The organism is Micromonospora sp. DT43 (assembly GCF_049841645.1).
Taxonomy (GTDB): Bacteria; Actinomycetota; Actinomycetes; order Mycobacteriales; family Micromonosporaceae; genus Micromonospora.
Genome location: NZ_JBNCKR010000001.1, coordinates 630,256 through 649,811 on the forward strand (window position 1 = coordinate 630,256; position 19,556 = coordinate 649,811).

Annotated in this window: 20 protein-coding genes; 10 read left to right on the forward strand and 10 right to left on the reverse strand. The window is 68.9% G+C overall.

Annotated elements, in window-relative coordinates:
* Positions 1–12 precede the first annotated feature (12 nt).
* The 4 genes from ACLQ26_RS02935 to ACLQ26_RS02950 form a co-directional block, all read right to left on the reverse strand.
* Positions 13–1,080 (reverse strand): phosphotransferase family protein, encoded by a 1,068-nt coding sequence (locus ACLQ26_RS02935; protein WP_425742967.1) that lies wholly within the window; start codon positions 1,078–1,080, stop codon positions 13–15.
* Positions 1,081–1,205: 125 nt separating this feature from the next.
* Positions 1,206–1,679 (reverse strand): hypothetical protein, encoded by a 474-nt coding sequence (locus tag ACLQ26_RS02940; protein WP_425742968.1) that lies wholly within the window; start codon positions 1,677–1,679, stop codon positions 1,206–1,208.
* Positions 1,673–2,284 carry a hypothetical protein gene (locus ACLQ26_RS02945; RefSeq protein WP_425742969.1) on the reverse strand — a complete coding sequence of 204 codons (612 nt, stop codon included), beginning with the start codon at positions 2,282–2,284 and terminating at the stop codon, positions 1,673–1,675. Before ACLQ26_RS02945 ends, ACLQ26_RS02940 begins: the two co-directional genes overlap by 7 nt.
* A complete protein-coding gene (locus ACLQ26_RS02950; RefSeq protein WP_425742970.1) occupies positions 2,281–2,502 on the reverse strand; it encodes a hypothetical protein in 222 nt (73 codons plus the stop codon). Before ACLQ26_RS02950 ends, ACLQ26_RS02945 begins: the two co-directional genes overlap by 4 nt.
* Before the next feature lie 277 nt (positions 2,503–2,779).
* Between ACLQ26_RS02950 and ACLQ26_RS02955 the strand changes: the two genes are divergently transcribed.
* The 4 genes from ACLQ26_RS02955 to ACLQ26_RS02970 all read left to right on the forward strand — a co-directional run bounded on the left by ACLQ26_RS02955 (position 2,780) and on the right by ACLQ26_RS02970 (position 4,773).
* A complete protein-coding gene (locus ACLQ26_RS02955; RefSeq protein ID WP_425742971.1) occupies positions 2,780–3,025 on the forward strand; it encodes a winged helix-turn-helix domain-containing protein in 246 nt (81 codons plus the stop codon).
* 198 nt (positions 3,026–3,223) lie between these two features.
* Positions 3,224–3,487, forward strand: a complete 264-nt coding sequence (locus tag ACLQ26_RS02960) for a DUF6244 family protein (protein ID WP_425742972.1) — start codon at positions 3,224–3,226, stop codon at positions 3,485–3,487.
* A gap of 339 nt (positions 3,488–3,826) precedes the next feature.
* Positions 3,827–4,273: a hypothetical protein gene (locus ACLQ26_RS02965; RefSeq protein WP_425742973.1), complete on the forward strand. Its 447-nt coding sequence runs from the start codon at positions 3,827–3,829 to the stop codon at positions 4,271–4,273.
* Positions 4,270–4,773, forward strand: a complete 504-nt coding sequence (locus ACLQ26_RS02970) for a hypothetical protein (RefSeq protein ID WP_425742974.1) — start codon at positions 4,270–4,272, stop codon at positions 4,771–4,773. Before ACLQ26_RS02965 ends, ACLQ26_RS02970 begins: the two co-directional genes overlap by 4 nt.
* Before the next feature lie 92 nt (positions 4,774–4,865).
* Here ACLQ26_RS02970 and ACLQ26_RS02975 read toward each other — a convergent pair whose 3' ends face one another.
* The gene (locus tag ACLQ26_RS02975) at positions 4,866–5,321 is read right to left on the reverse strand and encodes a Fic/DOC family protein (protein ID WP_425742975.1); all 456 of its coding nucleotides are present in this window, start codon (positions 5,319–5,321) and stop codon (positions 4,866–4,868) included.
* Between the two features lie 117 nt (positions 5,322–5,438).
* Positions 5,439–6,029, reverse strand: a complete 591-nt coding sequence (locus ACLQ26_RS02980; RefSeq protein ID WP_425742977.1) for a Panacea domain-containing protein — start codon at positions 6,027–6,029, stop codon at positions 5,439–5,441.
* 244 nt (positions 6,030–6,273) lie between these two features.
* Here ACLQ26_RS02980 and ACLQ26_RS02985 point away from each other — a divergent pair, with 244 nt between their 5' ends.
* From ACLQ26_RS02985 to ACLQ26_RS03000, 4 genes are all read left to right on the forward strand, one after another.
* Positions 6,274–9,765: a DEAD/DEAH box helicase family protein gene (locus tag ACLQ26_RS02985; protein ID WP_425742978.1), complete on the forward strand. Its 3,492-nt coding sequence runs from the start codon at positions 6,274–6,276 to the stop codon at positions 9,763–9,765.
* Positions 9,762–11,201, forward strand: coding sequence for a restriction endonuclease subunit S (locus ACLQ26_RS02990; protein ID WP_425742979.1), 1,440 nt, complete (start codon positions 9,762–9,764; stop codon positions 11,199–11,201). The genes ACLQ26_RS02985 and ACLQ26_RS02990 overlap by 4 nt, the downstream gene beginning before the upstream one ends.
* Positions 11,198–12,700 carry a type I restriction-modification system subunit M gene (locus ACLQ26_RS02995; RefSeq protein WP_425742980.1) on the forward strand — a complete coding sequence of 501 codons (1,503 nt, stop codon included), beginning with the start codon at positions 11,198–11,200 and terminating at the stop codon, positions 12,698–12,700. Before ACLQ26_RS02990 ends, ACLQ26_RS02995 begins: the two co-directional genes overlap by 4 nt.
* Before the next feature lie 110 nt (positions 12,701–12,810).
* Entirely contained in the window at positions 12,811–13,050 is a 240-nt protein-coding gene (locus ACLQ26_RS03000; protein ID WP_425742981.1) for a hypothetical protein, read from the forward strand.
* 37 nt (positions 13,051–13,087) lie between these two features.
* On the opposite strand, the gene ACLQ26_RS03005 is transcribed toward ACLQ26_RS03000, so the two are convergent.
* The 3 genes from ACLQ26_RS03005 to ACLQ26_RS03015 form a co-directional block, all read right to left on the reverse strand.
* The gene (locus ACLQ26_RS03005; protein WP_425742982.1) at positions 13,088–13,531 is read right to left on the reverse strand and encodes a nitroreductase family deazaflavin-dependent oxidoreductase; all 444 of its coding nucleotides are present in this window, start codon (positions 13,529–13,531) and stop codon (positions 13,088–13,090) included.
* Between the two features lie 136 nt (positions 13,532–13,667).
* Positions 13,668–14,651, reverse strand: a complete 984-nt coding sequence (locus ACLQ26_RS03010; protein WP_425742983.1) for an SEC-C domain-containing protein — start codon at positions 14,649–14,651, stop codon at positions 13,668–13,670.
* A gap of 102 nt (positions 14,652–14,753) precedes the next feature.
* The gene (locus ACLQ26_RS03015; RefSeq protein ID WP_425742984.1) at positions 14,754–16,220 is read right to left on the reverse strand and encodes an MFS transporter; all 1,467 of its coding nucleotides are present in this window, start codon (positions 16,218–16,220) and stop codon (positions 14,754–14,756) included.
* A 217-nt stretch (positions 16,221–16,437) separates the two neighbouring features.
* Between ACLQ26_RS03015 and ACLQ26_RS03020 the strand changes: the two genes are divergently transcribed.
* Positions 16,438–17,016 carry a TetR/AcrR family transcriptional regulator gene (locus ACLQ26_RS03020; protein ID WP_425742985.1) on the forward strand — a complete coding sequence of 193 codons (579 nt, stop codon included), beginning with the start codon at positions 16,438–16,440 and terminating at the stop codon, positions 17,014–17,016.
* 42 nt (positions 17,017–17,058) lie between these two features.
* On the opposite strand, the gene ACLQ26_RS03025 is transcribed toward ACLQ26_RS03020, so the two are convergent.
* Positions 17,059–18,417, reverse strand: a complete 1,359-nt coding sequence (locus ACLQ26_RS03025; RefSeq protein WP_425742986.1) for a pentapeptide repeat-containing protein — start codon at positions 18,415–18,417, stop codon at positions 17,059–17,061.
* Positions 18,418–18,648: 231 nt separating this feature from the next.
* On the opposite strand from ACLQ26_RS03025, the gene ACLQ26_RS03030 reads away from it, so the two are divergent.
* On the forward strand, positions 18,649–19,452 hold the full coding sequence (locus ACLQ26_RS03030) for an esterase/lipase family protein (RefSeq protein WP_425742987.1): 804 nt from the start codon (positions 18,649–18,651) through the stop codon (positions 19,450–19,452).
* Positions 19,453–19,556 lie beyond the last annotated feature (104 nt).

Consider the following 19,556-nt stretch of genomic DNA (forward strand, 5'->3'; position numbering starts at 1 on the left):
TTACCACGAACGTCAGCCGGTACCGCCTGCGACGGCCGACGGGCTCGGACGCCGCAGCTCGGTCAGCTCATGATCCAGCAGGTCGGCCAGCCGCTCGAACCGGTCGGGACGGGTCTTGCGGGTGATGCCCCGGCTGGGCATCTCGACAGTCATCAACAGATAGAGGTGCAGACGGTAGAGGCTGAGCCGCCGCAGGGTGGCCTCGTCGAAGACAAGTGTCTCGGCTGCGGCGGCGCGGTAGCCGCGCAGGAAGGGATTGTCGACGTCGTCCTCCACCCGCCGATACAGCAGGGGCGACACGAGATCCATCAGCGGATCGCCGAACAGGTACCGCTCACCGTCCACGATCCCGCGCAGGCGCAGAACCCCAGCGGGTTCGGGTTCGGGTTCGGGTTCGGGTTCGGCCAGCACGTTGCCGTCCCAACCGTCGAAGTGCAGCAGCGACGGCCGGCGCACCTGGTCCAGAACCCACGCGTACCGGTCGGGCAGCTCCCGGATCCGCGCCGGCGTGACAGGCAGCGGCACCTCCCAGTCGGCCGCGTCGGCGAGCAGGTCTCCGAGCATGGCGGCGAAGGCCGCGCGCCACGTCGCGCCGCTCGCCCGGCCGCCGTCGTAGCCGTAGTGTTCGCCCGTCACCGTGTGCAGGGCGGCGATCGCGGCGCCGAAGTCGTGCCGGGCCGGTGAGTCGTCGAGGTGCTGCTCGGAGTCCGACCACTCCTTCAGCGACCGCCCGGGCAGCAGGCCGCTGAACAGCCACTCGCCGTGTTCCTGATCGTTGCCGTAGTGCAGCAGCGGCGGCACCGGCACCTGCGGCGCGCGCGCGGCCACGAGGCGGAAGTAGCGGGCCTCCGCCCCGCCGATCCCCCGCTCGTAGCGCAGCAGCGGCGCGTCGGGCGGTGGCGGCACCTTCAGCACCACCTCGCGCCCGTCGTCGAGCGTCACCCGCCACACCGTCGCGAAGCCGCCCCCCGTGATCGGTCCGCAGTCCACCACCCGGCGATCCGCGCCGAAGGACGCGTCGACGAAGCGTTGCACCTGATCACGGTCGAGTGACCGCTGGGTGCGGCTGAGCGCTTCCACCCGTCGTCCCTTCTGCCCGCCCCTGCCGATGCGAGGATGTCGATCCGTCACGAGCGGCCGTCGCTACGGTGACGATCGTCAGCGTGCCAGAGCTCTCGACAGTTCGTGGTCCGGCTCCGCCAGCCTCAGCGTGTGTCCCGCTGGTCCCGCGCGTCTGCCGGGCGTTCGTCGACGCCGTGCGCCCCATTGTCGGCGGCCTGTGCTGCCGCCGCGAGGATGTCGTCCCGTTCCCGGTCGGAGCAGCCCTCGTCCTCCAACAAACCGAGCAGCAGCACAGTCCGGGCGACGATCGCCGGCGCGTCGTCGGGCACCGGCGGTCGTTCGCCGAGCGCCGCCCACACCAACGCCTCGGCCAGCGCCGGATCGACGTCACACCCGGTGGCGTCGTACCGTTCCCGCGCGGACGCCACGAACCGGATCACCGGCGCCCGGTCCTGCCCGGCGACGAACCGCCGCCGCACCGCCACCAGCAGCGCCCCGGCGAGCAGGTCCGCGTACCGCCGCCAGTCGGTCTCGCTGAACCGCCGCAGCCGCCGCTCGTGCCCGTGCAGCCGTCCCGCCAGCAGACCCCGCAGCGCAGCGTGCGGATCGGTCACCATCGTGTCTCCCTGCGCTTCCGTCGGCGTCTCCTGGTCGCCAGGGCGCCCGCCACCTGACAGCCGCGGGCGATCTCCCCGGCGGTGGCGGTGCTCCTGGTCGCGTCGGGCACGGGCGACACCGCTTCGCCGGTCAACGCCGCCACCGAGCGGTCGATGCGGCACGCGCCGACCGCGAGTCGCGCAACGACAAGGTCCAACCGGGTGATCGCCGCCGCGAAGCGCCGGGCCGCGACCACGTCCGCCACACTGTGGGTACGCCGCAGCCGGTCCTCGGCCGCCCCCAACCGCCATCGGGTACGGGCGGCCAGCGCGGCGGCCCGGTCAGCGTCGACCCGAGCCGCCCGCAGTCCGGCGAGCATCTCGCCTGCCGTCGTGGTCGCCGCCGAGAACCGATCGGCGGCCAGGCCGGCGTAGACCAGACTGAGCGCCCGCCAACACTCGGTGACCGCGTCCTGCCACGGCAGTCGTCGGCCGGGTTGCCCCGAGCCGTGCAGGTGCGCGCCGGCCCGGTCGGCTGCGGCGATCGTGGCCAGCCAGGCGTCACGCAGATCGTCCACCGGGTCGCCGTAGCGCGCCGGCTGCTTGATTTCGGTGGTCGCGTTCACTTGTCGGCCTCAGCGGTGGCCTTGACGAGGCGGGCGAAGAGCACGTCGGTGCACGGGTAGTCCATGCCGCAGCCGCACACCCACCTGCGAACCACACGCGGTGGATGGGCGAAGAGAGTGTCGTCGGCGTCCTCGACGTCCTGCGCGGACACGAGAGGCTGGGCTGGTGGGTGTCGGGCGGCTGGGTCGGTGGGCTGGTCGTCGGGTCGATCGGGCATCGCGGTGCTCCCGTCCGGTCGGTCTCCTTGCTGGTGGGCGTTGCTGGTGGCGGCATGTGCCGCTCGAGGCGGTGCGCTGGGGCGGCGTGCGGGCACGCCCCGGCACGCCCGGCCGGACGGGGGGACCGACCGACCGGGCGCTTCCTGCGGGTGGGAAAGGACCAACTCCGGAGTTTGCAGACCTGGGAGCCGGTTCATGGGGAAGCGTATATAACAGGTCATGCACGCGCAAGCACTGTCCGCACATTGCTTGCTATACAAAGTTGCTCGTGATCGAATGGCGGGGCAGACCTGGGAGACACCAATGCCCGCCAAAGCCAAGTGGGCGCTGATCGCCGACGGCATCCGCGCTCAGATTCAGTCCGGCGAACTCGTGCCGGGCGACAAGCTGCCCTCAACTTCCGAGTTGTGCCGTCAGCACGACGTCTCGGCCATCGTTGTTCGTCAGGCCATCAACGCGCTCAAGATTGAGGGCTTGGTGGAGGGCGTCGGTGGCGTAGGAGTGTTCGTCGCCGACCGCTGAGCGCACCGATCTGGAGTGCCGCCAGAGATCTTGGTACGAAAACGCCCCTCCAGGGGCAGTTTCGTACCAAGATCTTTCCGCTGAGGTCACGACTGGGCGATCGAGTGGTCGCGTTGAGTGCACGGATCTCGTACGCTCCCTTGTGGTCTCCGCCGGTGCGGTGGTGGAGGCGATGGTCGACCAAGGGGGAGGGTGCGCGTGAGCGCAGCACAGATCATCGCGAGGTTGGCGGCGGCGTCGCAGAAGCTCGACGAGGCGAAGGCCAAGACCGCAGCGGCAGCACAGGACGCGGCCGAGGCGCGAACACTCGTCGCCGGTGCGCTGGAGGGCATTGCCGCCGGTCCACTGGTCGGCATGATCGACGCCTACCGTCAGGCCCTGGCACAGGCGTCCCAGGGCGGCGAGCCGGCCAAGCAGCACGTCCAGGAGACGATCGCCAGGGTCCGCGCACTGGGAAACTGACCACGGGTGGTGGCAGCACAATCCACCAACCACCCGCGGCTGTCGACATCACCTTGCGACCGGCGGTTCCAGCGACGCAGTCTGCGCTGCCCGACCGAGAAGTCAGGCGTGAGACGCGGAAACGAGAGGAAAGTGCGGCTCCGCCGCCCACAAGACGTAGGAGTGTCGGTCCGGAGGCAATTGCTGTCGGGGGGTCGGCGGCGGCGACAGCATGGGCGACCGTTGCAGAATTTTTGCCGGCTCTTCCAAAAACGGTAGCCGGCGTCGTTCTTGGGGTCGTGGCGACCTGGGGATCCCTCAAGGCTTACAAGGCGAGATCGCGAGATAGCGGAGGTTCCGTTGAGGATCGATGAGCGAGTTGAGCAACTCGTCCGAGACACGTTGCACTGGGCCGTCAAGCGGCAGCCGGTTGAGTTTGACGAGGCTCTTAGGGCGTTCTCCGACGTACCGACGCAGCGGTCGGCAATGGAGTTGCTTGTCGCCATCTCCGCCTTCGCTTCTGCTGACATCTGTGGAGGCGAGCCGTCGCCTGCCCAGATCCAGGAGCTGTCCGCTGAGGTCGCTGAGGCAGAGACCTGGAGTTCGGCAAGCGCGCCGGAGGTCGAGACATTCTTGAAGACGATCCTGGCGGCCCGCCCACTGTCGGGTGTTTTGCCGGCTGGCAGCGCAGTCGTCCTTGCCTTCGTGGTGGCCGCAAGCCTCTTGTCCATGCGTCCAAAGGGCGAGGGGGAGTGGTGGTTCAACTATCTGGACAAGGTGGAGGCGGCGATTGAGGCCGCAGGATGACGGCCGTACCTGAGTCTGCTCACCGGGACGGCGGGGACCTGGATGGCTTTCACATCGGCTACCTGCCGTCGAGCGTCGGTGACCTGGCTTCGGACTTCACGTCCGAGTGGGAGGACGTCACTTCCGCCACCCGGGTCTGGGAGCGCCAGGTCGAGGACGGTCATCGGGCCGACCTGCGGGTGCACGTGCTCAGGGGCGACCGGCTGGGCACCCTCGCAGAGCTACGCGATTTCCTGGCGGAGTATCACGAGCGTGCCCCTGCCTCGTGGGTGCTGACCGAGTTCCAGCACGTCGAGGGGCCGGGCTTCATCGGTAGTGCCGAGGCGTTCTGGCTGACCGATCCCGGTGTGGCCGTGAACGTGCTGATCGACCCGGAGCGCTTCACCACGGACGCTCTGCGGGCGATCGCGAATGGAGTCACCGCAACTGCGGACGGCCCTTCACTCGCACAGGGCGCACGTCATCCGATCATCAGCGTCGATCGGGGTGGCACGCCGTAGCCGTCGCCGCACCCATCGGCCATCGGTCGGCTTGTCGAGGGTCGCCACCCCGTCAGGGCGGCGCAGAGCAATCTGGGCGCGGTGGCGCAGCGTCAGCTCAACCGTCGGACCACGGGCCGGAGCACGCTAATGAGAGGGCTCGTGTCGGTCGTCGACAGGTGGGCGCGGCACGCTGCTATGTTGTCGGCTTCGTTGAGCTCCGACCAATCGAGCAGGAAGCCTGCCGCGGCGCCTAGCTGCCGGAGGAACGCTCGGGTCGTTCGGCCGTTACCCTCGCGAAACGGGTGGCAGACGTTCAACTCGCCGTAGTAGTGGGCAAGCGTTTCGACGAACGCCTCGTGCTTGAGGCCGAGGAGGAAGCCGTCCGCCGTCAACCCACCGAGGACTGCGCTGACCTGGTCGTCAATGAAACGCCAGTGGCAGAAGCGCGCTCCTGGCTTGCTGATGTCGACGGTCCTGGTCTGCCCTGCCCACTCGTAGAGGTCGCCGAAGAGTTTCCGGTGGAACGTCTGGAGGTGCTCAAGCCCGTAGTTGCCAGGGATGATCATGCGCGATGCCTGAACCTCCCGGATCGAAGCCAAGCGAAACTCTGTTTCCGGAGGATGTCTGGGTCGGTGATCCCCAACTTGTTCTTGAGACAGTCGGTCCCTGCCCAGCAGTACGGATCACTCACCCTTGAGGCGAGCAATCTCGTCGGAGATCAGGTCATCCGCGCTGATCACCCCTGATGCCACGTCGCGAAGCTTGTCCTGCCAGTTCTGGTCGAACTCAGTGCCTTCCAGAGCCGCGTTCGCGGTTGCGAGACCGACGGCGGTTTCCGTGTTTGCGATCTGCCGCGCGTAGTAGGTCCGCATGAGGTCGGTGCTTATCCGCGCCGAAGAGTTGGCCGACTCAGGAAGGCCGCCGCGTGCCGCCCGCCAGGGAAGCTCGTTGTGCGTCATGACGGACAGTTCACTCGCCGAGAATCGGCCGTACTCATCCGCCACCCACCGGACGGTCCTTTGCTGGGCTGGGGTCAAGCGGGACGCTTCCCCGTGCGGCCATTCAGACACGTTGAGCTGTCGACGGTGGTGTCGGTAGAGGGGTGGCACCACCGGCCCTTCCCGCCAAGCCTCGATCGGCTCGGGGAACAGCAAGGTGCCCTCAAGTGCCAGATGCCATCCCTGGCAGTAGTACACGAGCTTTTCCAGCTTCATCGCCGTGACGCTGCCGAGGTTGCCGAGCACCGCGGCTGCGACATCATGCGCGGTAGCCATGCAGTGAACACCCCCTACCTCAGCCTGGCTCCGAGACTAGCTATCGGCCGGAGACTCCGCTGGCTCTGAGCTGCGGTGTCGAGCCGATTCCGATCCTATCGGCTCGGGCAGAGCGTCATCTAGAACACATGTTCGATCGCAGCTCTGCTGTCGGATACGTGTCACCGCGCGTGGTGGGGGCTGTGCGGAGCGGTGATCTTGCCTATCCTGACGTGTTCATCGACGGCTAGCGACGTGGAGTGTCGTGGATCCTCGACAGGTACGACGTCTGGCAGAGCAGTCCGCCAACTTCGGGTTCCTCAAGGAGCACCCGCTGCTGGTCTGGTACGGCGCGGGCGCTGAGCTGCTCGTGTACGTCGACGCGCAGGCGGCGATGTTCAAGATCCGTGCCTTCGGGGACGAGCTGGCCAAGGATCTCGTCCGCCGCACCGGGGCGAAGCCGCAGAAGAACGACTTCTACCACCGGGTCCAGGCGCTGTACGGCGACGGCACCCTGGTCGCGGAGACGTACCACGCGTTCGACCGTCTCCGCGACCAGGGCAACAAGGCCGTACACGATCACCTGGGCGAGGTCCGCGCGGCGCTCGACATGCTGCGCACCTGCTTCGAGCTTGGGGTCTGGTTCCACCGGGCGTTGACCGGCGACAGGACTCCGCTCGGTTTTGTGCCGCCGTCCCCGCCGGCCCGGCAGGTGTCGCAGAGCATCGCCGACGGCCTTCAGGCGGAAATCCAGCGGTACAAGGACGAGTTGGCTCAGACCAAGCTCCTGCTGGAGGGCAAGGCGTCGCTTGCGCAGGCCCAGGCCGATGCGATGGTCGCCGCGGATCGCGCCGTGCGCGACGCCGACGCCCGCCGCGATCAGGCAGCCGCCCTGGTGGCGAGCCTGGCACCGTCCGCCGAGGCGGAGCAGGCGGCGCTCGACAGCAAGGGAACGCCGAAGGTCTCGGCCGCCCGGCGGGAGGAGTTCATCGCCCGCGCCCGGCGTGCCTCCCACGAACCGCTCAACGAGATGCAGACGCGGGTCGAGATCGACAAGCAGTTGGGCGCGGCCGGCTGGGTCGTCCAGGACGAGAGCCAGATCAACCTGTACGCGGGCACCGGCGTCGCCGTTCGGGAGGTGACCCTGGCGACTGGTCGGGCCGACTATCTGCTCTACGTCAACCAGCGACTGGTGGGCGTGATCGAGGCGAAGCGGGAGGGGACCGCGCCGCGTGGCGTGGAGGCACAGCTCGACCGCTACCTCAACGGGCTCACCGCCGAGCAGAAGCTCGCCGCGTGGCACCGGGATGACCCGATGCCCTTCGGCTACGTCGCCACGGGCACCGAGACGGCCTTCGTCAACCGGCTCGACCCGTTTCCGCGTACCCGTGAGGTCTTTGCCTTTCATCGGCCGGAGACGTTCGCGCGGTGGATGCGGGAGGCCGACGACGACCCGGCGGCACCGACGCTGCGGGCGCGGTTGCGACGGATGCCGGCCCTGGACCGGCTCGGCCTGCGGCCTGCCCAGGTGGATGCCATCGACGGCCTGGAGCGGTCCCTCGCCGAGGATCATCCGCGCTCGCTGATTCAGATGGCTACCGGCGCCGGCAAGACGTTCACCGCCGTCACCAGCAGCTACCGGCTGCTCAAGCACGCCCGCGCCACCCGGATTCTGTTCCTGGTCGATCGCAACAACCTCGGCAAGCAGACCCTGCGGGAGTACGCGGGCTACCAGACCCCGGACGACGGACGGAAGTTCACCGAGCTGTACAACGTCGACCGGCTCTCCGGGGCTGGCATGCTCGACTCGTCCACCGTGGTCATCTCCACGATCCAGCGGCTCTACGGCGCGCTGCGCGGCGACGACCTGCCGGACCCCGACCTCGACGACCGGGCGTACGACGACTACGAGTTGGACGAGCCCGCCGAGGTTGCCTACAACCGGCTGCTGCCGCCGGAGACGTTCGACCTGATCGTGGTCGACGAGTGCCACCGTTCTATCTACGGCAAGTGGCGAGCCGTCATCGAGTACTTCGACGCCTTCGTTGTCGGTCTGACGGCGACGCCGGTCAAGCAGACGCTGGGCTTCTTCCAGCAGAACCTGGTCTCGGAGTACACCTACGAGCAGGCGGTCGCCGACGGCGTGAACGTCAGCTTCGACGTGTACCGGATCAAGACGGAGATCACCGAGAAGGGCGCCGACATCGAGGCCGGCACTGTCGTGCCGCTGCGCGACCGCCGCACCCGGGCCGAGCGCTACCAGGAGCTGGAAGACGATTTCACGTACGCCGGCAACCAGGTCGGCCGGTCGGTGATCTCCAAGGGGCAGCTCAGGCTGGTGCTGGATACGTTCCGGGATCGCCTCTTTACCGAGATCTTTCCCGGCCGGAAGACCGTGCCCAAGACGCTGATCTTCGCGCGGGACGACAACCACGCCGAGGAGATCGTGCAGATGGTCCGGGTGGTCTTCGGGCGGGGCAACGACTTCGCCGCGAAGATCACATACGCCTCCCGCAAGGGTGGTGACAACCCGGACACTCTCATCCAAGCTTTCCGTAACAGCCCGGAGCTGCGCATCGCGGTGACCGTCGACATGATCGCCACCGGCACCGACGTACGGCCGTTGGAATGCGTCTTCTTCCTCCGGCCGGTGCGCAGCGCCACCTACTTCGAGCAGATGAAGGGCCGTGGCGCCCGCACCATCGACGCCGCCGAGTTCCAGGCCGTCACGCCCGACGCCGAGGTCAAGGACCGGTTCGTCATCGTGGATGCGGTAGGCGTCACCGAAGCGGACCTGGACGAGGCCGTGCCCCTGCAACGGCACACGGAACGGCAGATCTCCCTGCGCGACCTGCTGAAGAAGGCGGGCACCCTGACCACCGACTCAGACGAGGTGGCCACGCTCGCCGCCCGGCTGGCGAGGCTGGAGCAGCAGCTGACCGATGAGGAACGCGCCGAGTTGGCCGACCTCGCGGACCAGCCGCTCACCGGCATCGTGCGCGGTCTGGTCGACGCCGTCGCCCCCGAGCAGCTCAACCCGGCCAAGGAAGCCGGTCCGGAGGCCGTCCGCGACCTGCTGACCGGCGCGCTGCGCCCGCTCGCCGCGAACCCGCTGCTGCGCGAACGCATTCTGGAAATCCGCCGCGCGCACGACATCACCATCGACGAGGTGAACGCCGACAAACTGATCTCGGCGGCCGGCGTCCCGCCCGAGGAACGCGCTCAGGTCACCGTCAAGAGCTGGCACGACTACCTGGAGCAGCACCGCGACGAGATCACCGCGTTGCAGGTCTTCTTCGAGGGGCGGGGGCGGGTCGGGTACGACCAGCTCAAGGAGTTGGCGGCACGCATCGCCCGGCCGCCGCAGGCGTGGACCCCGGAGTCGCTGTGGAAGTCGTACGTGCTGCTCGGCCGCACTGCGGACTCGGCGGGCAGCAGGGGAGTGACCGATCTTGTCAGCCTCATCCGGTATGAGTTGGGGCTCGATCAGGAGCTGCGCCCGTACCGCAGCCTCGTCGAGGAGCGCTTCCGTGGGTGGCTGCTCCGGCAGGAGCAGGCGGGCGCTACGTTCACTGCCGATCAGGCGTGGTGGCTGGAGAGGATCAAGGACGTGATAGCGGTCAGCGTGGAGATCACCCCTGATGATCTGGAGGGTGCCCCGTTTAGCGAGCGAGGCGGGATCGACGGCTTCGCCGGCGCGTTCGGCAAGCGCGCTGAGCCGCTGCTCAACGAACTAAACCAGGAGCTGTCCGCGTGACCGTCCCGTTCGCTATCCCCGACAGCTGGTCTTGGGGAACTATCGGCGATGTCGTCAGTCGAGTAGAGGCGGGTAAGTCCTTTACCTGCTTGCCGCGGCGAGCTAGGGACGACGAGTGGGGCATCATCAAGGTCAGCGCGATGACGTGGCGCGAATTCCGTGAGCATGAGAACAAGGCCGTTCCGCCCGACCGCGAGATCGACCCTAGGTTTGAAATCCATCCAGGAGACATACTGGTCAGTCGAGCGAACACCGAGCAGTACGTGGGTGCTCCGGTCCTGGTTGGCGCCTGTCGACCGAGGTTGCTCCTGAGCGACAAGAGTTTACGGCTTGTGCCCGCGCCAGGGATTGATAAGGCGTGGTTGCTCAACGTGCTGGCGTCGCCATTCGTGAGGCGGCAAATATCGATGCGTGCCAGTGGTCAACAAGATTCGATGCGGAACATCTCGCAGCAGACGCTTCTGGCGATCGATTTACCCATTCCGCCGATTGAGGAGCAGCGCCGGATCGTCGCCGTTCTTGAAGGTTGCCTATCCGAACTTGAAGCCGCTCTTGTTCAGACTCTAACCATCGAGAAGCGAGTGATGTCCTGGGAGACGGCTGTCAGTATTGCCATCGTCCAGGGCAGGCGGCCACCGAGCGACCGCGCCGGCCTTGAAAACTCCGCTGGCTGGGATGAAGCGTCAATCGGTGATCTCGCTTTGGTGGGCACAGGGGCGACCCCACTGCGGTCTCGGAAAGAATTTTACGAAGGGGGAACGGTGCCGTGGGTCACGAGTAGCCTTCTCAACGAGCCCTTTGTAGACCGCGCATCGGCATATATAACCGAGCTTGCCCTCGCTGAAACGTCGGTGAAAGTCTGGCCGCCAGGAACACTATTGGTGGCTATGTATGGCGAAGGTCGGACTAGGGGGCGCTGCTCCGAGTTGCGCATATCGGCTACCACGAACCAGGCATGCGCAGCGGTTAGTCTTAAACCTGAATGGGAGTCTTACCGATCATGGGTAAAGCTATTCTTTCAGGCCAGCTACGAGCAGAACAGGCGCCTAGCTTCGGGCGGGGTCCAGCCGAACCTGAATCTTGGATTGATTCGTAATCTGCGTGTTCCGCTACCTCCAGCGGGCGAGCGGGATCGACTTATGCGAGAGTTTGTGGTGCAGGCTGATGCGGCGGTCCGCCTAAGGAAGGCCGTCAAAGCTGCTAGCAGTCGTGGCGCGAATCTGCGACGGTCGCTGTTGAGCGAGGCATTCGCGGGGAGACTCGTGCCGCAGGACCCCAGCGATGAGCCGGCATCGGAATTGATGGCGCGGATCCGGGCCGAGCGGGCAGCTGCGCCGAAGCAGAAGGCGCGTTCCCGACGTACCCAGAAAGAGCTGGCGGCTCCGCCGACCAGGGTGACTGGCAACAACTACCAGCAGGAGGCGCTGCCGCTGTGAGCACTGTGGATTCGCGCCGACTGGTGCAGAAGCTGTGGAACTACTGCGATGTGCTGCGCGACGACGGCGTTTCGACCATCGACTACGTCGAGCAGTTGACGTTCCTGCTCTTCCTAAAGATGGCCGACGAGCGGGCCAACCGATCGATCCGGCCCGAGCAGATCGTTCCCGACGAGCTGAGCTGGCAGACGCTGCTCGACGCCGAGGGCGACGCCCTGGAGGTGCAGTACCGGCACATCCTCACCGGCCTCGCCCGCGAGGGCGGCACGCTCGGCACGATCTTCCGCAAGGCGCAGAACAAGATCCAGGATCCGGCGAAGCTCAAGCGGCTGATCGTGGACCTGATCGACAAGGAGCAGTGGTCGCAGGCAGGCGTGGATGTCAAGGGTGACGCCTATGAGGAGCTGCTCGCCAAGGGCGCTGAGGACACCAAGTCCGGCGCCGGACAGTACTTCACTCCGCGCGCTCTGACGGCCGCGATGGTCGACTGCATGCAGCCCACCCCCGACGACACCATCACCGACCCGGCCTGCGGGACCGGCGGCTTCCTGCTCGCCGCCTTCGACCACATTCAGCGGCACCATGGCAGCGCCCTCACCCCGGACCAGCGACGGCGGCTCGCCAACGGCGCGATCACCGGTACTGAGCTGGTCGACGGCACCGCCCGGCTGGCCGCGATGAACATGCTGCTGCACGGCATCGGCACGCCCAGCGGCGATTCGCTGATCGCGATCAGGGACGCCCTCGGCAAGGAGCCGGACCGCCGCTACAGCCTGGTCCTCGCGAACCCGCCGTTCGGCCGCAGCTCCTCGATCCGGATGATCGGCGAGGACGGCCGGTCCACCCGCGAGGAGCGGGAGATCGAACGGAACGACTTCTGGGCCACCACCGCCAACAAGCAGCTCAACTTCGTCCAGCACATCGCCTCGCTGTTGGAGATCGACGGCCGGGCCGCGGTCGTCCTGCCCGACAACGTGCTCTTCGAGGGCGGCGCGGGAGAGACTATCCGCCGCCGGCTGCTCAAGCAGTACGACCTGCACACCATGCTGCGCCTGCCCACCGGCATCTTCTACGCCGGCGGGGTGAAGGCAAACGTGCTCTTCTTCGAACGCAAGCGCGCCCGCGAAGAGCCGTGGACCCAAAAACTCTGGGTGTACGACTTCCGCACCAACCAGCACTTCACCCTCAAGCAGAACCCGCTGCGCCGCGAACACCTCCAAGACTTCGTCGACTGCTATCTCCCGGGCAAGGATCGCGCCGAGCGGGTCGAGACCGAGCGGTTCCGGGCCTTCTCCTACGAGGAATTGATCGCACGCGACAAGGTGAACCTCGACATCACCTGGCTCAAGGACGCCTCCCTGGAGGACGCCGACGCGCTGCTGCCGCCGGAAGTCATCGCGCAGGAGATCGTCGAGGACCTGGAGGCGGCGCTGCGCGAATTCGCCGCCATCGCGGGCGCCCTGTCGTCGCGTGCCGCCGCCCAGCCAACAGACACCTGAACGGCGCGAGCGCGTCGCTGTGGATGAGCGGTGCGATTCGATAGGTTCCTGCTATGGCCGGACCGGTAAGCGAGAGGTCGTTCTCGCTTCCGCAGGATGTAGCGGAGCGCTTGGAGCGTGAGCCCAACGCCATCGCGTATGTCGTCGGCGCGATCCGTGCCCGGATGCGCGCCGAAGATTTGGACGTCGAGTTGGCCCGCCGGGGCATGGGCGTGACGGCAGAAGGGCGTGCCCGGGCCCGGACGCAACGCGCTCAGGTCCAGCAGGAGTGGTCGCCAGGTCGGCGAGCCGCCCTCCGCGACAGGTCCCGCCGCGCGGCAGCAGAGATGTTCGACGTGCGGACCCGCTAGGCCGAGGCTTACGGCGGTGGGGGGCGGTAGTGAGCAGTCAGGCGGGCTCGATGACGATGACCGGGATCTCCCGGTCGGTCTCCTTCTGGTAGCGGGCGTACGTCGGAAAGACCTTCGTCATCACCGGCCACAGTCGGACCCGCTCCTCGCCTGTCGCCGTGCGGGCACGGCCGGCGAACCGCTCCGCGCCGACCTGGATCTCCACCGTCGGGTCGGCGCTCAGGTTCAGATACCAGGCGGGGTGCTTCGCCGAGCCCCCGTTGGACGCGACAAGCAGGTAGTTGTCGCCGTCGCGGCCGTACATCAGGGCGGTGCGCCGCAGAGTGCCCGACCGGCGCCCGCGGGTGGTGAGCAGCAGCGAGGGGATGCCGTGGAAGGTCCCGCCGTCGGCGCCGTCGGACTCCACGTATCGCCGGATGTGCTTGGCGACCCAGCCGACCGGGCTGTCCTCGATTGTCTCGTGCTGTTCCTGTTCGGTCACGCCATCGCCTCCGTTACCGAGCCCGGCGGATCGGGGACGCCGGTCGTCAGTGGACGGTATACCTGTGAGTCATAGTTATGACTCACAGGTATACGGCGCGCAGCGCACACCCAGGGCAGCGCACACCCGGGGCAGGTCAGTCGCGCGAACGCGGCAGGCAGCACTTCTTGTACTTCGCGCCTGATCCGCACCAGCAGGCGTCGTTGCGGCCGGGCGGCCAGGCCGTCAGACCCGCCTCGTCGAGGCCGACGCTGTCGGCGTACTCGTCGAGGGTTTCCTCGTCGATGGGGTCGTCACCGGCGAAGGTCGCCAGGCCCGCGACGGTGCCGGCGACGACGCCCAGGTCGCCGCCGCCCAGCCCGGACGCCTCGACGAGGGCGCGTTCGATCTGGGTACGGTGCTCGTCCCACGTCTTCGGGTAGCTGTCGACAAGCGCGGGCCAGCGGATCAGCAACGCGTTGTACTCGGCCTGCGGCCAGTACAGCAGCGTCGCGGGGCCGTCGTCGAGCGCGTCGAGGGCGTGATCGGTCGCGGCGCGCAGCCGATCGGCGAGGTTGTCGTACTCGTCGTGCGGCAGGCCCAGCTCCTCGCGCAGGTCGTGCCGCTGCTGGCTGAGGCCGAAGATCATGGCGGCGGCCTCGTCCTGCTCGTCCTCGGACTCGTGCTGCTGGGTCCGGGTCCGCTCCAGGATCGCGTCCAGGGCGGCGGTGAGCCACTCCAGCGCCGTCTCGGTGTGGTCGGATTCGACCAGCTCGTCGATCAGGTACGTGGCGTCCGGGGCGGTCTCCAGCAGTGGACGCAGCTCGGTCAGCTCGGCCATGCCCTCGTCGGAGCGGCCGAGGCGCAGCAGCAGGCCGCCGCGCACCGCTCGGGCGTACGCGTCCTCGTCGGGCTGTTCCGCGATCGCGCGGGTGACCAGCGCGAGGGCGTCGGCCAGGTCGCCCGCTTGTTCCAGGATGTCCGCGGCGACCAGCAGGGCGAAACCGGTGTCGTCGGGGTCGGCGACCCGCCCCTCGTCGACGGCACCCACCAGCTCGGCGACCAGCGCGGCCGGGTCCGGGCTCGCAGGTCCCAGCTTGCCGATCTCTTCGATGCGGTCGGCGGTCAGCAGTTCGGACATGGGCGCATCCTGAAGGGCGACGAACGGACGGGGGAGCGGCCAGCGTACTCCGGAACATGGAGCAGCCCGGGCGGCGAACCGCCCGGGCTGCGACACGAAACCTCAGCGCGTAGCGGGCATGGTGGCGAACTCGGCGGCTAGCTCGGACTCGACGATCGTCGGGGTGGACGGCCGGCGACCGGCCGACGCCCGCCGGGCGGACGGGACGGCCAGGGCCGCGAGCGCGGCGGCGAGGGCGATCGCGGTGAGGACGAGAAACCCCGTGGTGAAGCCGGCCTCCCGGGGCAGGCCGCTGGCCTGCGGGTGGGCGGTGATCACGCCGCTGACCACGGCCGCGCCGATCGCGCCGCCGATGGTACGGATGTTGGCGTTCATGCCTGTCGCCACGCCGGTCTGGCTGGCGGGCACGCTGCCGACGATCAGGTTGGCCATCGACGCGAAGGCCAGGCCGATGCCGAGACCGACCAGCCCACCGGCGATGGCGACCTCCCACCGGGTGTCGTGCGCGGCGGCGAGCATCGCCGAGGCTGCCACGTTGAACGCGGCACCGGTGGCGAGCTGCGCCTTGGCGCTGAACACGGCTTGGAGTCGACCGGCGACGAGACCGGCCACGAACATCGCGACGAGCATCGGCAGCATGAGCAGACCGGCCTGGCTGATGCTGGCGCCGAAGCCGTAGCCGGCTGCGGTAGGGGTCTGCACGAACTGGGGAAGGAACGCGTACACGGAGAACATCGACGCGCCGTAGAGCAGGGCGACCAGGTTGGTGGTCCAGACGCCGGGCAGGCGCATCATCCGCATGTCGATGAGCGGGTTGGTCGAGCGCACCTCGGCGACGAGCCAACCGACCAGCAGCACCACGGCGAGCGCCAGCAGGCCGAGCACCCGGGCCGACGTCCAGCCCCAGGCAGCGCCCTGGCTGATCGGCAGGAGCAGCGCGACCAGCCAACCGGAGAGCAGCAGTGTCGCGCGCCAGTCGATCCGACCGGGGGTCCGCACCGGCGACTCGGGCACGAACAGGTACGCGGCGACGGCGGTCAGCCCGACCACGACAAGCGGGATCCAGAACAGCCAGCGGTAGTCCAACGTGGCAACGATCGGGCCGGCGAGCACGACGCCCAGGCCACCGCCGGCGGCGACGATCGCCGAGATGGCGGCGACGGCGCCGCCGACCCGCGCGGCGGGGAACTCGTCGCGGATGATGCCGAACGACAGCGGGAAGACCGCGCCGCCGATGCCCTGGACGACCCGGGCGACGATGAGCACGCCGATGTTCGGCGCGATGGCAGCCACCAGGCAGCCGAGGGCGAGGGCGGCGAGCGAGACGACGAGCATCCGCTCCTTGCCGACCATGTCGCCGACCCGTCCGAGGATCGGCGTGAAGATCGACGCGGAGAGGAGATAGGCGGTCAGGACCCAGGTCACGGTGTTCTGCGAGGTGTGCAGGTCCTGCTGAATGGTCGGCAGCACCGGGGTGATCAACGACTGGAGCATCGCGAAGAACCCGGCGCCGGCCGCGAGCACGGTGAAGGTGAGCCGACGCGAGCTGCGTCGGGAGGTCACTGACACGAGAGAAAACTCCCTGTTTGGTACGGAAGGAGGTTCGTCGCCCGTCGTCGGAGGCGGGCAGGTCTGTCGGGTCCGGGCGATCGGGTGGCCAGGCGGATCGGGCGGGTCCCGAGGTAAGCTAAGCGGAGGCTGCCCTCCGGCACCTTCCGGAGGGGTGCCTCCACTAAGCTAGCGGAGGGGTGCCTCCGGATGCAACCAAGGTGAGGTGACGCACGTCATGACCAGCGCGGGGCAGCAGATGCCCGAGGTCTTCGCCCAGCGGCCCAAGCGGGCCGACGCGCGGCGTAACTACGACGCCCTGGTCGCCGCGGCGCGCGACGCGTTCGCCGAGAACGGCGCGGCCGCCTCTCTGGAGGACGTGGCCCGCCGGGCCGGAGTGGGCATCGGCACCCTCTACCGCAACTTCCCGACCCGCCGGCACCTGTTCGAGGCCGTCTACGTCGAGGAGGTCCGCGCGCTGAGCAGCTCCGCCGCCGACCTGGCCGAGCTGCCCCCGTGGGACGCGCTTGTCGCGTGGCTGCACCGCTTCGTCGCGTACGTCGCCACGAAGCGGGCGCTTGCCGAGCAGCTGCTGCACGACTCGGAGATCTTCGCCAGCTGCCGAACGGAGATCTACGCCGCCGGCGAGCCGCTGATGCGCCGCGCCCAGTCCGCCGGGGTGGTCCGCGACGACATCGGCTTCGACGACGTGGTGCGCCTGATCAGCGGCCTCACGATGGCCCAGTTCCCCGCGCCCGAGCAGCGGGACCGGGTGCTCGGCGTGGCCCTGGACGGGCTGCGCGCGTCCGCCCGCTGAGCAAGCGTCAGCGCGTCCGCTCGCTGAGCAGGCGTCAGCGTGTCAGCGGTCGACGAGGAGCAGCCACTCGTCGTCGAGCCGCTGCACGACGGTGCCCGGCGGCCAACGGTGACCCGGGTCGAGCACGGCTCGGGCCTGCTCCACCTGCGGTGGACGGCTGAACCGTGCGTCGCGGAAGCTGGCCATGCTGTGGAACCGGGCCCGGCCGAAGTTCGCGGCGTCGGCGAAGCGGGCACGGTCGAACAGTGCCTCCGCGCCGAAGATCGTCCAGCGGAACAGCGCCATGTTGACGAAGCGGACGGAGTGGAAGTTGGCCGACCGGCCGAACTCGGTGTGCTCCATCGACAGGGCGCCGTCGAAGATGGCCTCGCGGAACGTCGTGGCGTCCTCGAAGCCTGTCGCGTCGAAGCTTGTCGGCTGGCCGAAGGTCGCTCGGCGGAATGAGGTCAGTCCGGCGAAGCCGGCCCGCCGGCAGGACAGCCCGTCGGTGAAGGCGGCCCCGTCGAAGCTGGCCGGGCCGCCGACGCGTACGCCGTCCAGCATGACCTCGCCGTCCGCCGCGAGGCCCTCGAAGACCACGTCGTCGAAGGTCGCCGCCCCCAGCAGGAGACGCCCCCGCGCTGTGGCACCCGCGAAGGTGGTCGTGCCGGTGAACGCCGTAGCCGTGAAGTTCGCGTCGACGAGCGTGCAGCCGCTGGCGTCGAAGTCGACAAGCGCCGCGCCGGCCAGGTCGAGGGTCAGCTCCGGCCAGTACGCGGGGTCGTCCGCGCGCAGGTGTCGGGTCAACACCCGCTGCGCGGTGCGCCGGACCTCGGTCTCGCGCGGCTCGCCGTCAGGTGCCGGCATCCGCAGGTACGCGCAGAGCACCGCCCCGATCGTCGGCCGTTGCGCCGGATTGTCCTGCCCGAGGCGTTCCAGAGCGTGCAGCCCGCCGAGGCGTACCGCCGCGCTGTCGCTGCCGAGCAGCTCGACGGCCCGGGTGTAGAGCTCGGTCAACCGGCGTTCGGCCGCGTCGTGTTCGGCCGCGCCGGACTGCCGGTCCTGGTGGCGCTGCGCGGCCTCGGCCACCGACTCGGCGTGCGCCTGCACCCGGTCCCGGTGTGCCTGGTCGCGGACGGCGACGCTCTCCTGGTGCTGCTGCGCGCGCTCGGCGATCCACTGCCGACGGGCGGCCAGCAGCAGGGCCAGTCCACCGCCGGTGCCGGCGACCACGGTCAGGCCGGTGCGGATCGCGTCGATGCGCAGCGTGGCGCGGGTGTCCGGCGCGACGGCCCGGTCGGCCTCGGTGAGCAGCAGATCCAGCACCAGCCAGCCCAGGGCGACGGCGAGCAGCAGGCCGACCAGAACCAGCCACCACGGCAGCACCCGCAACTGGCGCTCGGAGGGTTCGTCGGCGGCCACGGCCACAGCATGCCATCGGTCGTCGCGGCCCGGGTGCGCGGACATCGGTGGGTGTCCGCTGTGGAGCGCGACCGATTTGCCGGTTTGCGCCGTCGGTGGGACAACGGGTTACCGGTGCGTAACAAGTGATTGACGTTTCTGAATTGTTGCGGGGATGATCGTCGCACGGTCGACCGGACACCCCCACCCACCTGCCCGGTTCGCCGGGCGCCTCCCCCCGGAGGTGCGGCCATGCTGCTCCGAAAGACCGTCCTCGTCGCGTTCCTCGCCACCGCCGCCCTGCTCGCGCCCGCAACCGCCGCGACAGCGGCCCCCTCGACCCCTGCCCCCTCGACCCTGGCCCCGGCAGCGCCGGTCAGCGCGACGGCCGTCACCGCCGCCAACCCGGTCATCGTGGTCGGTGGGCTCAGCGGCGTCGCCGTGGCGTACGAGCCCATCGCCGCCCGGCTGCGCGCCGACGGCTACCGGACCTTCATCTACCAGCTGCCGGGGCTGGGCCTCGGTGACATCCCCGCCTCGGCCCGCGCGTTCGCCGGTTACGTCGCGCAGGTGCGCGCCAGCACCGGCGCGGCGACAGTCGACCTCGTCGCCCACTCCGAGGGTGGCCTGGTCAGCCGCTACTACCTCAAGCGGCTGGGCGGCACCGCCAGCGTCGGCCGGTACGTCAGCCTGGGCACACCCCAGTACGGCACCTACGTCGCCAACATCGTGGCGTTCCTCGGCCTCGGCAGCTGCGCCGGCATCGTGGCCTGCCAGCAGATGACCATCGGCTCCGGCTTCCTCGCCGACCTCAACGCCGGCGACGACACCCCCGGGTCGGTGCGCTACACGACCATCCGCACGCTGCAGGACGAGCTGGTCCGGCCGACCGGCAACGCGGCGGTCAACGACGGGGTGACGAACGTCCTCATCCAGGCGTACTGCCCGCTGCGGGTGGTCGGTCACCTCGGCCTGGTGCTCGACGGCACCGCGTACACAATCGTGCGCGGTGCCCTGGTCGACGGCCCGGTGCGGCCCAACTGCCTCGCGGTCTGAGAGCCGTGGGGGGGGGGGGGGGCCGGCGCCCCCCCCCCCCCCCCCCCCCCACCCCCGGCCCAGCCACAAACCAGAACACCCGCCGGGGCCCCCCGCCGCCCCCC

Bases quoted from the DNA above. Each gene is read 5' to 3' on its own strand.
- ACLQ26_RS02980 (WP_425742977.1), bottom strand. From the start codon at position 6,029: ATGGCTACCGCGCATGATGTCGCAGCCGCGGTGCTCGGCAACCTCGGC.
- ACLQ26_RS03010 (WP_425742983.1), bottom strand. From the start codon at position 14,651: ATGTCCGAACTGCTGACCGCCGACCGCATCGAAGAGATCGGCAAGCTG.
- ACLQ26_RS03030 (WP_425742987.1), top strand. From the start codon at position 18,649: ATGCTGCTCCGAAAGACCGTCCTCGTCGCGTTCCTCGCCACCGCCGCC.
- ACLQ26_RS02955 (WP_425742971.1), top strand. From the start codon at position 2,780: ATGGCGGGGCAGACCTGGGAGACACCAATGCCCGCCAAAGCCAAGTGG.
- ACLQ26_RS03020 (WP_425742985.1), top strand. From the start codon at position 16,438: ATGACCAGCGCGGGGCAGCAGATGCCCGAGGTCTTCGCCCAGCGGCCC.
- ACLQ26_RS02975 (WP_425742975.1), bottom strand. From the start codon at position 5,321: ATGATCATCCCTGGCAACTACGGGCTTGAGCACCTCCAGACGTTCCAC.
- ACLQ26_RS02970 (WP_425742974.1), top strand. From the start codon at position 4,270: ATGACGGCCGTACCTGAGTCTGCTCACCGGGACGGCGGGGACCTGGAT.
- ACLQ26_RS02950 (WP_425742970.1), bottom strand. From the start codon at position 2,502: ATGCCCGATCGACCCGACGACCAGCCCACCGACCCAGCCGCCCGACAC.
- ACLQ26_RS02940 (WP_425742968.1), bottom strand. From the start codon at position 1,679: ATGGTGACCGATCCGCACGCTGCGCTGCGGGGTCTGCTGGCGGGACGG.